Source organism: Mesorhizobium sp. NBSH29 (assembly GCF_015500055.1).
Classification (GTDB): Bacteria; Pseudomonadota; Alphaproteobacteria; order Rhizobiales; family Rhizobiaceae; genus Neomesorhizobium.
Map to the genome: position 1 here is coordinate 1,396,273 of NZ_CP045492.1, position 14,428 is coordinate 1,410,700.

General features: G+C 61.6%; 12 protein-coding genes and 1 pseudogene. 8 read left to right on the plus strand and 5 right to left on the minus strand.

Annotated elements, in window-relative coordinates:
- Window positions 1-150: 150 nt before the first annotated feature.
- Window positions 151-836 (minus strand): annotated as a pseudogene (locus GA830_RS06935) (CerR family C-terminal domain-containing protein).
- A gap of 79 nt (window positions 837-915) precedes the next feature.
- Between GA830_RS06935 and GA830_RS06940 the strand changes: the two are divergent.
- Both GA830_RS06940 and GA830_RS06945 read left to right on the plus strand, forming a co-directional pair.
- The gene (locus GA830_RS06940; protein ID WP_195164324.1) at window positions 916-1,386 is read left to right on the plus strand and encodes a CYTH domain-containing protein; all 471 of its coding nucleotides are present in this window, start codon (window positions 916-918) and stop codon (window positions 1,384-1,386) included.
- Window positions 1,387-1,395: 9 nt separating this feature from the next.
- Window positions 1,396-2,172, plus strand: a complete 777-nt coding sequence (locus tag GA830_RS06945; protein WP_195164325.1) for a YiiX/YebB-like N1pC/P60 family cysteine hydrolase — start codon at window positions 1,396-1,398, stop codon at window positions 2,170-2,172.
- Window positions 2,173-2,217: 45 nt separating this feature from the next.
- On the opposite strand, the gene GA830_RS06950 is transcribed toward GA830_RS06945, so the two are convergent.
- The 3 genes from GA830_RS06950 to GA830_RS06960 form a co-directional block, all read right to left on the minus strand.
- The gene (locus GA830_RS06950) at window positions 2,218-2,916 is read right to left on the minus strand and encodes a phosphatase PAP2 family protein (RefSeq protein ID WP_195164326.1); all 699 of its coding nucleotides are present in this window, start codon (window positions 2,914-2,916) and stop codon (window positions 2,218-2,220) included.
- Between the two features lie 27 nt (window positions 2,917-2,943).
- On the minus strand, window positions 2,944-3,282 hold the full coding sequence (locus GA830_RS06955) for a hypothetical protein (protein WP_195164327.1): 339 nt from the start codon (window positions 3,280-3,282) through the stop codon (window positions 2,944-2,946).
- A gap of 96 nt (window positions 3,283-3,378) precedes the next feature.
- Window positions 3,379-4,326, minus strand: a complete 948-nt coding sequence (locus GA830_RS06960) for a ring-cleaving dioxygenase (RefSeq protein ID WP_195164328.1) — start codon at window positions 4,324-4,326, stop codon at window positions 3,379-3,381.
- A gap of 200 nt (window positions 4,327-4,526) precedes the next feature.
- Here GA830_RS06960 and GA830_RS06965 point away from each other — a divergent pair, with 200 nt between their 5' ends.
- From GA830_RS06965 to lepA, 3 genes are read left to right on the plus strand one after another with little or no spacing between them, the layout of a single operon-like run.
- Complete coding sequence (locus GA830_RS06965; RefSeq protein ID WP_195164329.1) at window positions 4,527-5,885, plus strand: cytochrome ubiquinol oxidase subunit I; 1,359 nt, start codon at window positions 4,527-4,529, stop codon at window positions 5,883-5,885.
- Between the two features lie 10 nt (window positions 5,886-5,895).
- Entirely contained in the window at window positions 5,896-6,900 is a 1,005-nt protein-coding gene (locus GA830_RS06970; protein WP_195164330.1) for a cytochrome d ubiquinol oxidase subunit II, read from the plus strand.
- 45 nt (window positions 6,901-6,945) lie between these two features.
- Window positions 6,946-8,751, plus strand: coding sequence for a translation elongation factor 4 (gene lepA / locus GA830_RS06975; protein WP_195164331.1), 1,806 nt, complete (start codon window positions 6,946-6,948; stop codon window positions 8,749-8,751).
- Between the two features lie 107 nt (window positions 8,752-8,858).
- Here lepA and GA830_RS06980 read toward each other — a convergent pair whose 3' ends face one another.
- Window positions 8,859-9,575: a hypothetical protein gene (locus GA830_RS06980; RefSeq protein ID WP_195164332.1), complete on the minus strand. Its 717-nt coding sequence runs from the start codon at window positions 9,573-9,575 to the stop codon at window positions 8,859-8,861.
- A gap of 209 nt (window positions 9,576-9,784) precedes the next feature.
- On the opposite strand from GA830_RS06980, the gene GA830_RS06985 reads away from it, so the two are divergent.
- The 3 genes from GA830_RS06985 to GA830_RS06995 all read left to right on the plus strand — a co-directional run bounded on the left by GA830_RS06985 (window position 9,785) and on the right by GA830_RS06995 (window position 14,371).
- Window positions 9,785-9,934 carry a hypothetical protein gene (locus GA830_RS06985; RefSeq protein WP_195164333.1) on the plus strand — a complete coding sequence of 50 codons (150 nt, stop codon included), beginning with the start codon at window positions 9,785-9,787 and terminating at the stop codon, window positions 9,932-9,934.
- A 96-nt stretch (window positions 9,935-10,030) separates the two neighbouring features.
- Window positions 10,031-12,046 (plus strand): hydantoinase/oxoprolinase N-terminal domain-containing protein, encoded by a 2,016-nt coding sequence (locus tag GA830_RS06990; RefSeq protein ID WP_195164334.1) that lies wholly within the window; start codon window positions 10,031-10,033, stop codon window positions 12,044-12,046.
- Between the two features lie 153 nt (window positions 12,047-12,199).
- Complete coding sequence (locus tag GA830_RS06995; RefSeq protein ID WP_195164335.1) at window positions 12,200-14,371, plus strand: malate synthase G; 2,172 nt, start codon at window positions 12,200-12,202, stop codon at window positions 14,369-14,371.
- Window positions 14,372-14,428: the final 57 nt, after the last annotated feature.

Sequence of the window (14,428 nt, forward strand, 5' to 3'; positions counted from 1 at the left end):
CGCCTCTAAGGCAACCAGTGCGACGATGAAAAAAACCGGGACCGCCGATGATAAAAGGTGCGAAAAATCGGTCAAAAGAATATCCTTTCTCTCATTTCCCACAAAGCTATCATGAACAACCGATCCGGCAAGCTGACACCGCCAACACGGTTACGGGCTGGTGAAAGTATCTCCCTTGGAGACGTCGAGTATTGCTTCGAGATTGCGTCGTGTGATCGCAAATACTGCTGCCGCCTCCGCAACTCCAATCTCCACCCAACCCATGCGCCGGCGCACGACCTCCCGACCAATGCGAAAATAGATCACCTGGCCAATAAAGGTGAATACGCTGAGCTTCGTGCTCTCCAGTTCGGCCGGTTCCCCGGTTGCCAGCTCCCACAACGTGCACAGATTTTTGTGCCGGGTTTAAATACACCGTCATATATCTGGTCCAGGGCTTCAGTCGGGGTCGAGAGTTCCCGCAGCATGAACTGCACCACATCTCCGGCTTCCGGCGCCGCAACGATGAAATTGACCATGCGCTCAAGCCCGCCGAACAGTTGCGCGCGCGCCTCCTCGCGGCCAGGCAGCCTTGAACCGCTCGGCGCGATCTCGATAATAGGCCCTGCAACCGTTTGGATGGTGCGCACAATGTGGTCAGCGGCTGCCAGTCTCAGCCCGTGCTTGGAGCCGAAATGGTAGGCGATGCTACCGATATTGGCATTTGCAAGCGTCGCAATGTCGCGCGTCGAGGTGCCGTCAAAGCCGCGTGATCCAAAAAGTTTAAGCGCTGCGTGGACCAGTGCCAGACGGGTAATCATAGCGGAATTGGTGGGTGCGGCGGATGGGCGGGTCATGGCTGATAGCTGATCAATCGAATGATTAAAGTCAATGCAGTCTTGCCCTCCGACACGCCCTGCGCTTTAGTTCCGCCAGATGGCCAAGGAAGTGGAACGCAAATTTCTGGTAAAATCGCAAGGCTGGCGCGGCTCTGCCGAGGCCACGCTGCCCATGCGCCAGTTCTATCTGGCCGCCACGCCAGGTCGGTCTTTGCGGGTGCGCATCATTGATGGCCGAGAAGCATGGCTGACCATGAAGTTTGGCACGCACGCACGCACGCGGGACGAATTCGAATATTCGATCCCGCTGGAGGATGCAGAAGAACTTTGCGGTTTTGCCATTGGCCATGTCATTGACAAGACGCGTCACCACGTGAGCCATCATGGTTATGTCTACGAGGTCGACGTTTTTGAGGGCCATCTTGCAGGGCTGGTCATCGCCGAACTGGAAACTCCCGATCATGTGGGCGACGCAGCGTTGCCTCACTGGCTGGGGCGCGAGGTGACTGGCGAGAGTGAATTCTACAATGCCTCCCTTGCCACCGGCCTGCCGCTCGGCGCGGCCTGATTGGGTCCCGTGACGCAGTCGTCCGATACATTGCTTGATCGACTCGGTGGCTGGATAGCGTCGCGCCTGCAAACAGAATCGTCTGGCTACCAGCCATACACACCCTCCGACCCTGCCACCTTGCGCCGCACATTAGAGCCTGGCGACATTCTCCTGATCGAGGGCAATCAGCGGGTCTCGGCGGCGATCAAATATCTGACCCAGTCGACCTGGTCGCATGCAGCGCTTTATGTCGGCGACGCCCTGCCTGACCCTGAAGACGGAAGCGACCCGCCCCGCCTGATTGAAGTCAATCTGGGCGAAGGCTGCGTGGCGGTGCCACTGTCCAAGTACCGGACCTATAACACCCGCATCTGCCGCGCGCTCGGCCTGACGCCTGAGGACCGCGAGGCAGTGGTCGCGTTCATGATCGGCAAGCTCGGCGTCAAATATGACATGAAGAACATTGTCGACATGCTCCGCTATTTTCTACCCACACCGCCGGTACCAGTCCGCTGGCGCCGCCGCATGATCGCTTTTGGCTCCGGTGATCCCACGCGCTCCATATGTTCAACTCTGATTGCTGAAGCCTATGAGCGCATTCGCTACCCTATACTCCCGGATATAATCGAAGCGCCGGGCCATGCCTCGGCGCAGTCCACCTATTCTCGCCGGGAGATACTGCACATCCGCCACCACTCGCTCTACACCCCACGCGACTTCGACCTCTCACCCTATTTCGAGATTGTGAAGCCGACGTTGACCTATGGTTTTGACTACAAGACGCTTGTCTGGGGCAAGGCCTGAGTAAATCAGTTCAGGATGGCCGCTGCCCCATCTGCGCGGCGTAGCCTAGTCCAGAGGTCGTGCCCTGCTGCTTTGCAGGCCATGGGCGATGAGCCAGCACAGCATTGCCCAGGCGGTACCGGCGCACCATCCAGCGAGCACATCAGTTGGCCAGTGAACGCCGAGATAGACCCGACTGATGCCGACCAGAAGCGTTGCGATGACGGCCACCGAAAGTACGTAGATCTTTAGGGTCCGCCGCTGCAGGATGTGCGCCATCAGCGAGCCGAGCGTGAGATACGTAACCGCCGACAGCATTGCGTGACCGCTGGGAAAGCTCAACGTGTAAACTTCGGCCATGTGCGACACGAGGTCGGGTCTGGGCCGCTCTACCCCCAATTTGAGAAAACTACTCAAAACCTGGCCGCCCGCTACCGCCAGAAGAATGAAAAGCGCCGCGCGCCGCTTTCCATCAAGCAGCAGGTACAACAGCACAGTTACCACGATGAACAGCAGGATGGCGGTCGAACCGAGTGCTGTCAGATCACGCATGGCCTCCTCAACCCATCCAGGTCCGATCGGATCACTGGGGTCACCTGGAGTACGAAATGCCAGCAGGATGCGCGTGTCGAAGCTGTGGGCAGTCTTGTCACGCGCAACCTCGAGAAGTTCGACAAACCCCCAAATCCCGCCGCCTACAGTCAGTGCTGCCAAAAGTACGGTAAACTCGATCCTTCGCCAGATCGGAAGTGTGCTACGTGTCATCAATCCACCTCGGGTACTGCAGCCTGGTTATCGTCCGGTCCAAAAAGGCCCAACGGTGATAAGCGCTACCGCTATCACTGCCAGAGCCAGCCCTGCGCCCTGAATGGCGCTTACGTTCTCGCCAAATACGGCAAACGCAATAACGTTCACCGCCAGAAGCTGGATCACGCCCGACAGGCTAAGGGCCACGCCCATGCCGAAATCGCGAATCAGCCGCAGCATCACCAGATTTCCAAGCGAATAGAGCGCCAGAACGAGGATCAGCCGCCATGCACTCGGTGCGATTGTCCATGCCTTGGCGGCACTGGCCGCGGCGAGAAAAATCAGTGTTGAAAGTCCCAGATAGGCCGCGCCTGCAAAATTCAAGGGAAGCTCCACCAATCGGGCGACAGAACCGTCGCTGTACGAGTTCTGGGCAAAGGGCGAACCGCCGTCAAGCCGGTCCGCCACTCAAACCGTGTGTCATGCCAGAGGCTTCAGTCTAGCTTCAATCTGCGCCCGCTTGGGCTCAAGGAAAGGTGGCAGCGCAAGCTTCTCGCCAAGGCTCTCCATGGGCTCGTCCACGGCAAAGCCTGGCCCATCAGTAGCGATCTCGAACAGGATGCCGCTCGGCTCGCGGAAATACAGAGAGCGGAAATAGTATCGCTCGACTTCGCCACTGGAGGGCACCCGCATCGCCTTCAAACGCTCTGCCCAGCCATGAATCGCCTCAACGTCAGGGGTGCGGAACGCCACATGGTGGACCGCACCTGCGCCCTGGCGGGCCGGCGCCATGCCCGGCTGCTCCAGCACATGCAGCTCAGCCGCAGGACCACCTTCACCCATCGAAAAGACAAGGAGCCTGCCATCTTTGGTTTCGAATTCGCTGGTCAGCCGCATGTTCATCACCTCGGTCAGGACCATCGCAGTCGGGCCGCGATCCGGTACGCTGAGGACAATCGGGCCGAGCCCGCGGATCTGGTGCTCAGCGAGTACCGGGCTTTTGTCCCACGGATTGGAAGTGCCTGCGCCGCCATCGTCTACGAGACGAAAGCGCTGTCCCTCGGCATCTTCGAAGTCGAACGAGGAACGCCCGGCGACTGTCGCAATGTCGCCCACGGAAATGCTCTCACCCTTTAGCCGGTCGTGCCAGAACGTCAGGCTCTCCATTCCAGCCACCCGCAACCCGGTGCACACGGCGCTGTTGGTACCGCGCTGCTCGGGCCCTGTCGGCCAGTCGAAAAAGGTCAGGTCGCTGCCCGGCGTCGCTTTGCCGTCGGCATAAAACAGATGGTAAGCGCTGGTGTCGTCCTGATTCACGGTCTTCTTGACCAGCCGCATGCCAAGAGTGCCCGTGTAAAAGGCCACATTCTCCTTCGCTCTGGCTGTGATGGCGGTGAGATGATGAATGCCGCTGAGTTGCAATGCCATGGTGATGCTCCTGTTGCGTTGTACGGTTGCATTCCATCTAGTGCGGCCGCCTGTCAAAAACGATTATAGCAGACAGTGACGGTCTGTTCAGCAAAACCGGAAGTTTAACTGCGACACTCCGCCCCGCGCGGCGCCACGCCGCTTTGACCACCACGTATGGCGGGTCTATCTATGCCTTCAGAAAGCTGGAGCTACAGAACATGGACCCGCTTATTCTTTCGCGCATTCAGTTTGCCGCGAACATTTCGTTTCATATCCTGTTCCCGACCATCACTATTGCGCTCGGGTGGGTTCTGCTGTTCTTCAAATGGCGCTACAACCGCACCGGCAATGTCGCCTGGATGCGCGCTTATTTCACCTGGGTGAAAGTGTTTGCCCTGACCTTTGCGCTTGGCGTGGTGTCCGGCGTCACCATGAGCTTCCAGTTCGGGACCAACTGGCCAGGCTATATGGAAACGGTCGGCAATATCGCCGGCCCGCTGCTAGCCTATGAGGTTCTGACGGCCTTCTTCCTGGAGGCGGTCTTTCTCGGCATCATGCTGTTCGGCTTTAGCCGCGTCTCCAACGGCGTCCACACGCTGGCCACCTTTCTGGTCGCATTTGGCACCACGGTATCGGCCTTCTGGATTCTCGCGCTCAATTCCTGGATGCAGACGCCGGCAGGGTTTGAGATGCGCGACGGCGTTGCCCACGCACTGGACTGGTGGGCAATCATCTTCAACCCGTCTTTCCCGTGGCGCCTGGCGCATATGCTGGTAGCGTCCGGCTTAACGGTATCCTTCCTGATCGCTGGCTTTTCGGCCTTGCGCCATCTTTTCGGCGACCGTTCCGAAACAATGGGGCTCACCCTGCGAACCGGCATTTTCACCGCCGCAGTGTTGATCCCGATCCAGATTGTCATTGGCGACCAGCACGGGTTGAATACCCTGGAGCACCAGCCGCAGAAAGTGGCGGCGATGGAAGCCAACTGGGAAACCGGTCCCAACGTTCCCCTCGTGTTGTTTGCCATCCCCGACGAAGAAAAGCGCGAGAACAGGTTTGAGATCTCCATCCCGAATGGCGCCAGCCTCATCCTGCGCCACAGCGCTGATGGCGTCGTGCCCGGTCTCAACGATTATATCGGCAACCATCCTCCTGTATTCCCCGTGTTCTGGGGCTTTCGCATCATGGTCGGTGTCGGAGTTCTGATGCTGCTCGTCTCGTGGAGCGCCAGCTATTTCCTGCTGCGCCGCAAAGCGCTGCCAATGCCGCTCGTCTACATGCTGGTGCCAATGGCGCTTTCGGGCTGGGTCGCGGTGCTCGCCGGCTGGTACACGACCGAAATCGGCCGCCAGCCCTGGTTGGTTACCGGCATTCTCAAGACAGCCGATGCCGTTGGTCCGATCGCCGGCAGCCATGTGGCGTTCACGCTTTCCATTTATCTCATCCTCTACGCCGCGCTGCTTATCGCCTATCTTGGCGTCCTGGTGCATCTTGCCCGCAAGGCTGCGACCGAGGGCGACACCTCGCCGCTTCCTGCCGTGCTCAACGCGCCCTTGTCACAGCCCGCCCAGAAGTGAGGATCACACAATGACACTCGACTGGCCGTTCCTGCTGCCGCTCATCTTCGCCAGCCTTATGGGTCTGGCAATTCTCGTCTACGTTATCCTCGATGGCTTCGACCTTGGCATCGGCATCCTCTTTGCCGTGGCCGGCGAGGATGACAAGGATGTCATGATCGCCGCCATCGGCCCGTTCTGGGATGCCAACGAAACCTGGCTGGTGCTGGCTGTTGGCGTGCTACTGGTATCGTTCCCTGCCGCCCACGGTATCATTCTCACAGCACTCTACATGCCGGTGTTCCTGTTGCTCGTTGGCCTCATTTTGCGCGGCGTCGCCTTTGACTTCCGGGCAAAAGTTCCTGCCGGTCGCAAATCACGCTGGAACGCAATTTTCTTCGCAGGCTCGGCGCTGTCCGCGTTGGCTCAGGGCTACATGCTGGGCATCTATGTGCTTGGCCTTGATACCGGCTGGGCCGCGATGGGATTTGGTGCGCTGGTAGCGCTGTGCCTGGCCGCCGCTTATTCCGCGATGGGCGCCGCCTGGCTGATCTACAAGACAGAAGGCGAACTGCAGAAGAAGGCGGTCGCATGGCTGCGCCGCGCGCTTGTCTTCACCGTGATCGGCATGGGCGTGGTGTCACTTGCCACGCCGCTCGCCTCGACGCGCATTTTCGACCGCTGGTTCACCTTTCCTGAAATGCTTTATCTTTCGCCATTGCCAGTCCTGTCAGCGCTTCTCTTCTTCTATCTCTGGCGCCAGACCTTTTCGCTGCCGCGGAAAAACGACAGTCATTCGCTTATGCCATTCCTGACGCTGGCAGCCATCTTCGCGCTTGGCTTTGCCGGCCTTGCCTGGTCGTTCTATCCGTATGTCGTGCCCGACCAGCTGACAATCTGGCAGGCAGCAGCTGCGCCAGAGAGCCTTGGCATCGTTCTGGTGGGCGTCTGTTTCGTGCTGCCGGTCATCATCGGGGCGACCTTCTTCTCCTACCGGGTGTTCAGCGGCAAGGCGACGGACCTGCGCTACGATTGAGCGCTCGCTTGCCGATGCCCAAGCCGCCTGATAAAGCGCAGCCGCATGAGCACACCGATTTCACACATCCGCAATTTTTCCATCGTCGCGCATATCGATCATGGCAAGTCCACGCTGGCTGACCGGCTGATCCAGTCTACTGGCGGGCTGGAGCTGCGCGAGATGAAGGAGCAGGTTCTCGACTCGATGGACATCGAGCGCGAGCGCGGCATCACCATCAAGGCGCAGACCGTGCGCCTGAAGTATCGCGCCAACAATGGCGAGGACTATATCCTCAACCTCATCGACACGCCCGGCCATGTCGACTTCGCCTATGAAGTGTCGCGCTCGCTTTCGGCCTGCGAGGGTTCGCTGCTGGTGGTTGATGCCAGCCAGGGTGTCGAAGCGCAGACGCTGGCCAATGTGTACCAGGCCATCGACAACAATCATGATATCGTCGTGGTGCTGAACAAGGTGGATCTGCCGGCAGCCGAACCGGAGCGCATCCGCGAGCAGGTCGAGGAAGTGATCGGCATCGATGCGTCGAATGCCGTGCTGATCTCGGCCAAGACCGGCCTTGGTATTCCCGATGTGCTGGAAGCAATCGTCAACCAGCTGCCGCCGCCGCGCGAGGGCGATGCCACCGCACCGCTGAAAGCCATGCTGGTGGACAGTTGGTACGACACCTATCTCGGCGTCATCGTTCTGGTGCGTGTCATCGATGGCGTGCTCAAAAAGGGCCAGACCATCCGCATGATGGGCACCGGCGCCAAATATCTGGTCGAACGCACCGGCGTCTTCACGCCTGCCAAACTCAATGTCGACCAGCTCGGGCCCGGCGAGTTTGGCTTCCTCACCGGCTCGATCAAGGAAGTGGCCGACACCCGCGTCGGCGACACCATCACCGAAGACAAGCGCCAGACCAAATCCGCGCTGACTGGCTTCAAGCCGGCCCAGCCGGTTGTCTTCTGCGGCCTGTTCCCGGTCGATGCGTCTGACTTCGAGGAACTGCGCGCTGCCATGGGCAAACTGCGCCTCAATGATGCAAGCTTCTCCTTCGAGATGGAAACGTCTGCCGCCCTTGGCTTCGGCTTCCGCTGCGGCTTCCTCGGCCTTTTGCATCTCGAAATCATCCAGGAACGGCTGGAGCGCGAGTTCAACCTCGACCTCATCGCCACGGCGCCAAGCGTCGTCTACCGGCTGAACCTGCGCGACGGAAACCAGAAGGAACTACACAACCCCGCCGACATGCCGGACGTGATGCAGATCCTCTCCATCGAGGAGCCGTGGATCCGCGCCACCATTCTCACCCCCGACGACTATCTCGGCGCGATCCTTAAACTGTGCCAGGACAGGCGCGGCGTTCAGGTCGACCTCTCCTATGTCGGCAAGCGCGCCATGCTGGTCTACGATTTGCCGCTCAACGAGGTGGTGTTCGATTTCTACGACCGCCTGAAATCCATCTCCAAGGGCTATGCCAGCTTCGATTATGCGCTGACCGACTACAGCGAGGGCGACCTGGTCAAGATGTCGATCCTCGTCAACGAAGAGCCGGTCGACGCGCTCTCCATGCTGGTCCACCGCACCGCCGCCGAGAAGCGCGGCCGCGTGATGTGTGAAAAGCTGAAAGAGCTGATCCCCAACCACCTCTTCAAGATCCCCATCCAGGCGGCTATTGGCGGAAAAGTCGTCGCCCGTGAAACCATCTCTGCGCTCCGCAAGGACGTCACTGCCAAATGTTACGGCGGCGACGTGTCCCGCAAACGCAAGCTCCTCGACAAGCAGAAAGAGGGCAAGAAGCGGATGCGTCAGTTCGGCAAGGTGGATATTCCGCAGGAAGCCTTCATCCAGGCGCTGAAGATGGGCGACTAGCTGATTGAAGGTTTGCGCTGCAGCGTAGACCTTTCACCCAGCCACGCGCCGGCGCACCGCCCTTCGGGCAGCGGTGCGCCTTTCCCCGGCAAAAAAGCTCAAAAAAATCACGACGTGTCGGCGCGGCTGTTCAACGCCTCGAAGGCAAGCCCGTTCAGATCTTCCAGCACGGCCTGAACCTCGCTTGGTTTGCGGCGGCGGCTTGCGCCGGGCGCGCGTCCGTGGCGCAGCGGCCAGCGGGTGCGGCGCTCGGGATCACGGCTGCGCGCCTGCCAGCGGGCAAACCGCAGCGCCTGCCGTGGCAGATCATCCAGCGTGGTATGCAGCACGCGCAGCCGCCCAAAAATACGCCCGGCTTCAAGCGGATCGTCCAGCGCTGACGCCGCGCGTCGCACAATAACAGACGGCACGGTGCTGCCGGGAAAAGAGATGCGCGGCACGCTGCGGTGCGGCGCGCTCGGGCGCGGCAGGAAATACCGGCGCGCCGGATCGCACAGCGGCAGGGACGCGCGGCAAGCATCGGCAGATGACGCCGGAGCCGGGCCGCCGGGCTTAAAGAATGCCGTGGGTTTGTTCCCATCCGCCCGGCGCGGCGCCACCGTCACCACCAGCCCGCGCGCCATGATAATGATCAGCCGCCGCACCGCCGATTCTGCGGGCCGCAACATCCGCAAGATGGCGCGATGCAGATGCCGGGGCAACGTCGGCGCCCCATCAGCCCCCGCATTGTGCATCCCCGCCATCGCAACCAGCATCGCCAGCACGCCCAGCAGCGTGGTGCGGTCGGGCGTTCCCCTCTCCGTCTTGGGCTTCGCCCAAGCCACCTCTCCCCACGTTTCGTGGGGCGAGGAAATGGCCAATCGCGAAACGCTGTTTCCTCGCCCCCACGCCAGTGGGGGAGAGGTGCCGAGCGCAGCGAGGCGGAGAGGGGGTTAGCTTTTCCAACCCAGCATTGGATTTCGCGTTGCGCTCCATGCGCGAAAATCTGCCGACCCCTCTTCGCGGTGAGACAAAGACCGATTATGGATGCGCGATGCATATCGTTCTTACCTTCCTCCTCCTCCTCACCGCCTGCGCCACCCCACCGGCTGTCGTGCCACCCACGCCACCCGCCGCGCTCGAATCCATCCCTGATCCCGCCATCAAATCCCTCGTCCAGGAACAGGAAGAGGCGGCTGAGTAGCGGGCTGGCCGAATGGTTGGCCGGTGCCGGCTGCTTCCAACGCTCCTTCCCATGGGCTAAGGCTCGGCCAGCAGATGAGCCGGACGCAAGCGTGACATGACCAACTCCCCCCTTTTTCTCGGCATTGATACCGGCGGCACCTATACCGATGCGGTGTTGTGGTCGGAGGCCGGCGGGCCGAAGGGCACGGTGGCGGCCAAGGCCAAGGCGCTGACCACGCGGCATGATCTGGCGGTGGGTATTGGCGGCGCGGTGGATGCGGTGATGCAGGCGGCGGGCACCGATCCGGCGGCGATCAAGCTTGTGTCGATGTCGACCACGCTTGCCACCAATGCGCTGGTGGAAGGGCAGGGCGGGCGCGTGGCGCTGGTGATGATCGGCTTTGGCGAGGCTGATCTGTCGCGCGATGGCCTGCGCGCAGCACTGGGCACAGACCCGGTCATTTTCTGCCCCGGCGGCCATGATGTGCATGGCAATGCTGCTACCCTCGATCTTTCTGGGCTTGAGGCGCAATTGCCGGCGCTGGAAGCCTCGGTGTCAGGCTTTGCCGTCTGTTCCTATTTTGCGGTGCGCAACCCCGCCCATGAAATCGCCACGCGCGATCTGATCCGCCAGAAAACCAGTCTGCCGGTCACCACCAGCCATGAATTGTCGGCAAAGCTGGGCGGCCCGCGCCGGGCGCTGACCACGCTTCTCAACGCGCGGCTGATCTCGATGATCGACCGGCTGGTGGCGGCGACCGAAGGGTTTTTGGCCGCGCGCGGCATCAACGCGCCGCTGATGGTGGTGCGCGGCGATGGCGCGCTGGTGTCGGCGGCATTTGCCCGCGCCCGGCCGATTGAAACCATTTTGTCCGGCCCCGCCGCCAGCCTCGTAGGCGCCCGCCACATGACCGGGCTCGACAATGCCGTGGTGTCCGACATTGGCGGCACCACCACAGATGTGGCGGTGCTGGATCGCGGGCGGCCACGGCTTGATCCTGAGGGTGCCACCGTTGGCGGCTTCCGTACCATGGTGGAGGCGGTGGCGATGCGCACTTTTGGGCTGGGCGGTGATTCTGAAGTCGCGCTGGAAGAAGGCGGGCTGCAGCCAGGGCTGAGGCTCGGGCCGCGCCGCCTGGTGCCGCTGTCGCTGGCCGGCCAGGGGCATCCGGGCGCAGTGATCGAGATTCTGGAGCGCCAGCTCAATGCTGCCAACCCCGGCCGGCTCGATGGCCGGCTGGCACTGCGCACTGGCGTGCCGGACCGCCTCTCGGCGGGGCTCAGCCCGGCGGAAGCAAAGCTCTATGAGGCTATTGGCGGCGTACCGCAGCCGCTCGACCGCCTTCTCACCTCCAACGCACAGACCGCGACGCTGGACCGGCTGGTGTCGCGCGGGCTGGTGCATATCGCTGGCTTCACGCCGTCTGACGCAGCGCATGTTCTGGGCCGGCAGGCAAACTGGAACGGCCAGGCCGCGCGTCTGGGGGCGCAACTTTTTGCGCGCAAGCGCGATGGCCGGGGCCAGCCAATTGCCGCCACGCCGGAGGTGCTGAGCGAGCGGGTGCTGCTGGCGCTCACACGGTTGTCTGCCGAAGTGATCCTTGAGACCGCCTTTGCAGAAGACGGGCTGGACGGTGCTGCAACCGTTGCCCATGCGCTGGTGCAGCGCGCTGTCGATGCCCATCCGGGTATTGCAAGGCTGACAGTGGCGCTCGACCGTCCGGTGGTGGGGCTCGGCGCCTCGGCCCCGCTTCATTATGCCGGCCTGTCTGCACTGGTCGGCAACGCCTGCATCGTGCCGGAAGACACCGATGTCGCCAACGCGCTGGGCGCGGTCGTCGGCCAGGTGCGCGTTGCCGCCGATGCGCGCATCAGCCAGCCGGTCGAAGGCGTGTTCCGCGTCGCCGTTGGCGAGAACCTGCGCGACTTTCCCAATGAACCGGCAGCGCTTGCCCACGCGGAAACAGAAGTGCGCGCGCTGGCCGCCGAGCGTGCGCTGGCTGCCGGTACTGACGCCGCAGAGATATCCGTGACCTCCGCGTTCAAGACCGCTGTCGTGGAAGGCCAGCGCACCCTCATCGAGGCCGAACTCACCGCCACCGCCAGCGGCCGCCCACGCATCGCGGCGTGAAGCGGGGTGAGCCGTCATGCGACCGCCGGCGCTTGAGGCATGAGAAATCAACAGCCCAATCCGGCCATTGGACCGCCGCGCAGGCCTTTCGAAGAATTGACCCGATTGGCATGGCATGCCAAAGCCCGGTGAAGACGGGTAACGGAGACCAGCATGACCGATCGCATCGACAAAGCCGGGCTGAAAGTGGCAGCCAACCTTGCCGATTTCATCGCCCGTGAGGCGCTTCCCGGCACAGGCATTGAAGAGGCCGCATTTTGGCGCGGGTTCGCCGATTGCTCCGCCAGACTGGCTCCTGAAAACCGCGCGCTTCTCGCAAAGCGGGAGGACCTCCAGGCAAAAATCGATGTGTGGCACAAAAATCACGGCGTGCCGGCCGATATGGAAGTCTACAAATCCTTCCTCCGCGAGATCGGTTACCTTGTCGAAGAAGGCCCTGCCTTCACCGTTTCAACCGAAAATGTCGATCCGGAAATCGCCACGATAGCCGGCCCGCAGCTGGTGGTGCCGGTGATGAACGCCCGCTACGCGCTCAATGCCGCCAATGCCCGCTGGGGCTCGCTCTACGACGCGCTCTACGGCACCGATGCCATACCGGAAACCAACGGTGCCGAAAAAGGCAACGCATACAACCCGGTGCGCGGCAAAAAAGTGATCGACTGGGCACGCGCCTTCCTCGATGACGCAGCCCCGCTCGCAACGGGCAGCTGGCGCGATGTGCGCGGATTGTCGGTTAGAGATGCTGCGCTTGCGGTCGAAACGCCGGCTGGCGTAACCGCTTTAAAATCACAAGAAAAGTTTGCCGGTTACAAAGGCGATGCAGCGACGCCGACAGCAGTTTTGCTGGCCAATAACGGCATCCATATCGAGATCCGCCTCGATGCCACCTCGACCATCGGCGCCTCTGACTCTGCCAACATTTCTGATGTCTGGCTGGAATCGGCGCTCACCACGATCCAGGATTGCGAGGATTCGGTTGCCGCGGTCGATGCCGACGACAAGGTGGCCATCTACCGCAACTGGCTCGGCCTGATGAAGGGTGATCTGGAAGAGACTGTCGCCAAGGGCGACAAGTCGTTCATCCGCACGCTCAATCCCGACCGCAGCTACACCGCGCCCGATGGCTCGGCTTTGACCTTGCCCGGCCGCTCGCTGATGCTGGTGCGCAATGTCGGCCACCTGATGACCAATCCGGCCATTTTGTTGGCTGACGGCACTGAAATTCCCGAAGGCATCATGGATGCGATGATCACCGGCCTGATCGCGCTGCACGATGTCGGCCCAAACGGTCGGCGGGCCAATTCTCGCGCCGGCTCGGTCTATATCGTCAAGCCGAAGATGCACGGCCCAGAAGAAGTCGCCTTCGCCGTAAAACTGTTCGATGCCGTGGAAGACGTGCTCGGCATGCCCAAAAACACCCTGAAAATGGGCATTATGGACGAGGAACGCCGCACCACCATCAATTTGAAGGAATGCATCCGCGCAGCCCGCGAACGCGTCGTCTTCATCAACACCGGCTTCCTCGACCGCACCGGCGACGAGATCCATACGTCGATGGAAGCCGGCCCGATGATCCGCAAGGGCGACATGAAATCCGCCCCGTGGATTGCCGCCTACGAGGCGCGCAACGTCGACGTCGGGCTCGAATGCGGGCTTGCCGGCCACGCGCAGATTGGCAAGGGCATGTGGGCCATGCCCGATTTGATGGCGGCCATGCTGGAGCAGAAGATCGGCCACCCGAAGGCTGGTGCCAACACCGCCTGGGTACCCTCGCCAACGGCGGCCACTCTCCACGCGACCCACTATCACAAGGTGGATGTCCACGCCGTGCAGGGAGAGCTGAAAACCCGCCCGAAGGCCAGCCTTGATGATATTCTGTCGATTCCCGTTGCGGTGCGCCCGAACTGGACGCCGGAAGATATCCAGCACGAGCTCGACAACAACACACAAGGCATTCTGGGCTATGTGGTGCGCTGGATCGATCAGGGCGTCGGCTGCTCGAAAGTGCCCGATGTCAACGATGTCGGCCTGATGGAAGACCGCGCGACGCTGCGCATTTCCTCCCAGCACATCGCCAATTGGCTCCATCACGGTGTGTGCAGCAAGGATCAGGTGATGGAAACGATGAAGCGCATGGCGGCCATCGTCGACCGCCAGAACGATGGCGACCCGCTCTACCGCGCGATGGCCCCGGATTTCGATGCGTCCATCGCTTTCCGTGCGGCCTGCGATCTTGTCTTGCAGGGGCGTTCCCAGCCAAGCGGCTACACCGAACCAGTGCTGCATCAGCGGCGGCTGGAACTGAAGGCGGCAGGGACGCAGTAACCTGATGGGGAGCCTGTCGAACCACGATAAAACGGGCTCTGATGCTGTAGACGGCCC

Excerpts from the sequence above, each read along its gene's own strand:
- GA830_RS06940 (WP_195164324.1), top strand. The coding sequence starts at position 916 with ATGGCCAAGGAAGTGGAACGCAAATTTCTGGTAAAATCGCAAGGCTGG.
- GA830_RS06950 (WP_195164326.1), bottom strand. The coding sequence starts at position 2,916 with ATGACACGTAGCACACTTCCGATCTGGCGAAGGATCGAGTTTACCGTA.
- GA830_RS06960 (WP_195164328.1), bottom strand. The coding sequence starts at position 4,326 with ATGGCATTGCAACTCAGCGGCATTCATCATCTCACCGCCATCACAGCC.
- GA830_RS06965 (WP_195164329.1), top strand. The coding sequence starts at position 4,527 with ATGGACCCGCTTATTCTTTCGCGCATTCAGTTTGCCGCGAACATTTCG.
- GA830_RS06970 (WP_195164330.1), top strand. The coding sequence starts at position 5,896 with ATGACACTCGACTGGCCGTTCCTGCTGCCGCTCATCTTCGCCAGCCTT.
- lepA (WP_195164331.1), top strand. The coding sequence starts at position 6,946 with ATGAGCACACCGATTTCACACATCCGCAATTTTTCCATCGTCGCGCAT.
- GA830_RS06985 (WP_195164333.1), top strand. The coding sequence starts at position 9,785 with ATGCATATCGTTCTTACCTTCCTCCTCCTCCTCACCGCCTGCGCCACC.
- GA830_RS06990 (WP_195164334.1), top strand. The coding sequence starts at position 10,031 with ATGACCAACTCCCCCCTTTTTCTCGGCATTGATACCGGCGGCACCTAT.
- GA830_RS06995 (WP_195164335.1), top strand. The coding sequence starts at position 12,200 with ATGACCGATCGCATCGACAAAGCCGGGCTGAAAGTGGCAGCCAACCTT.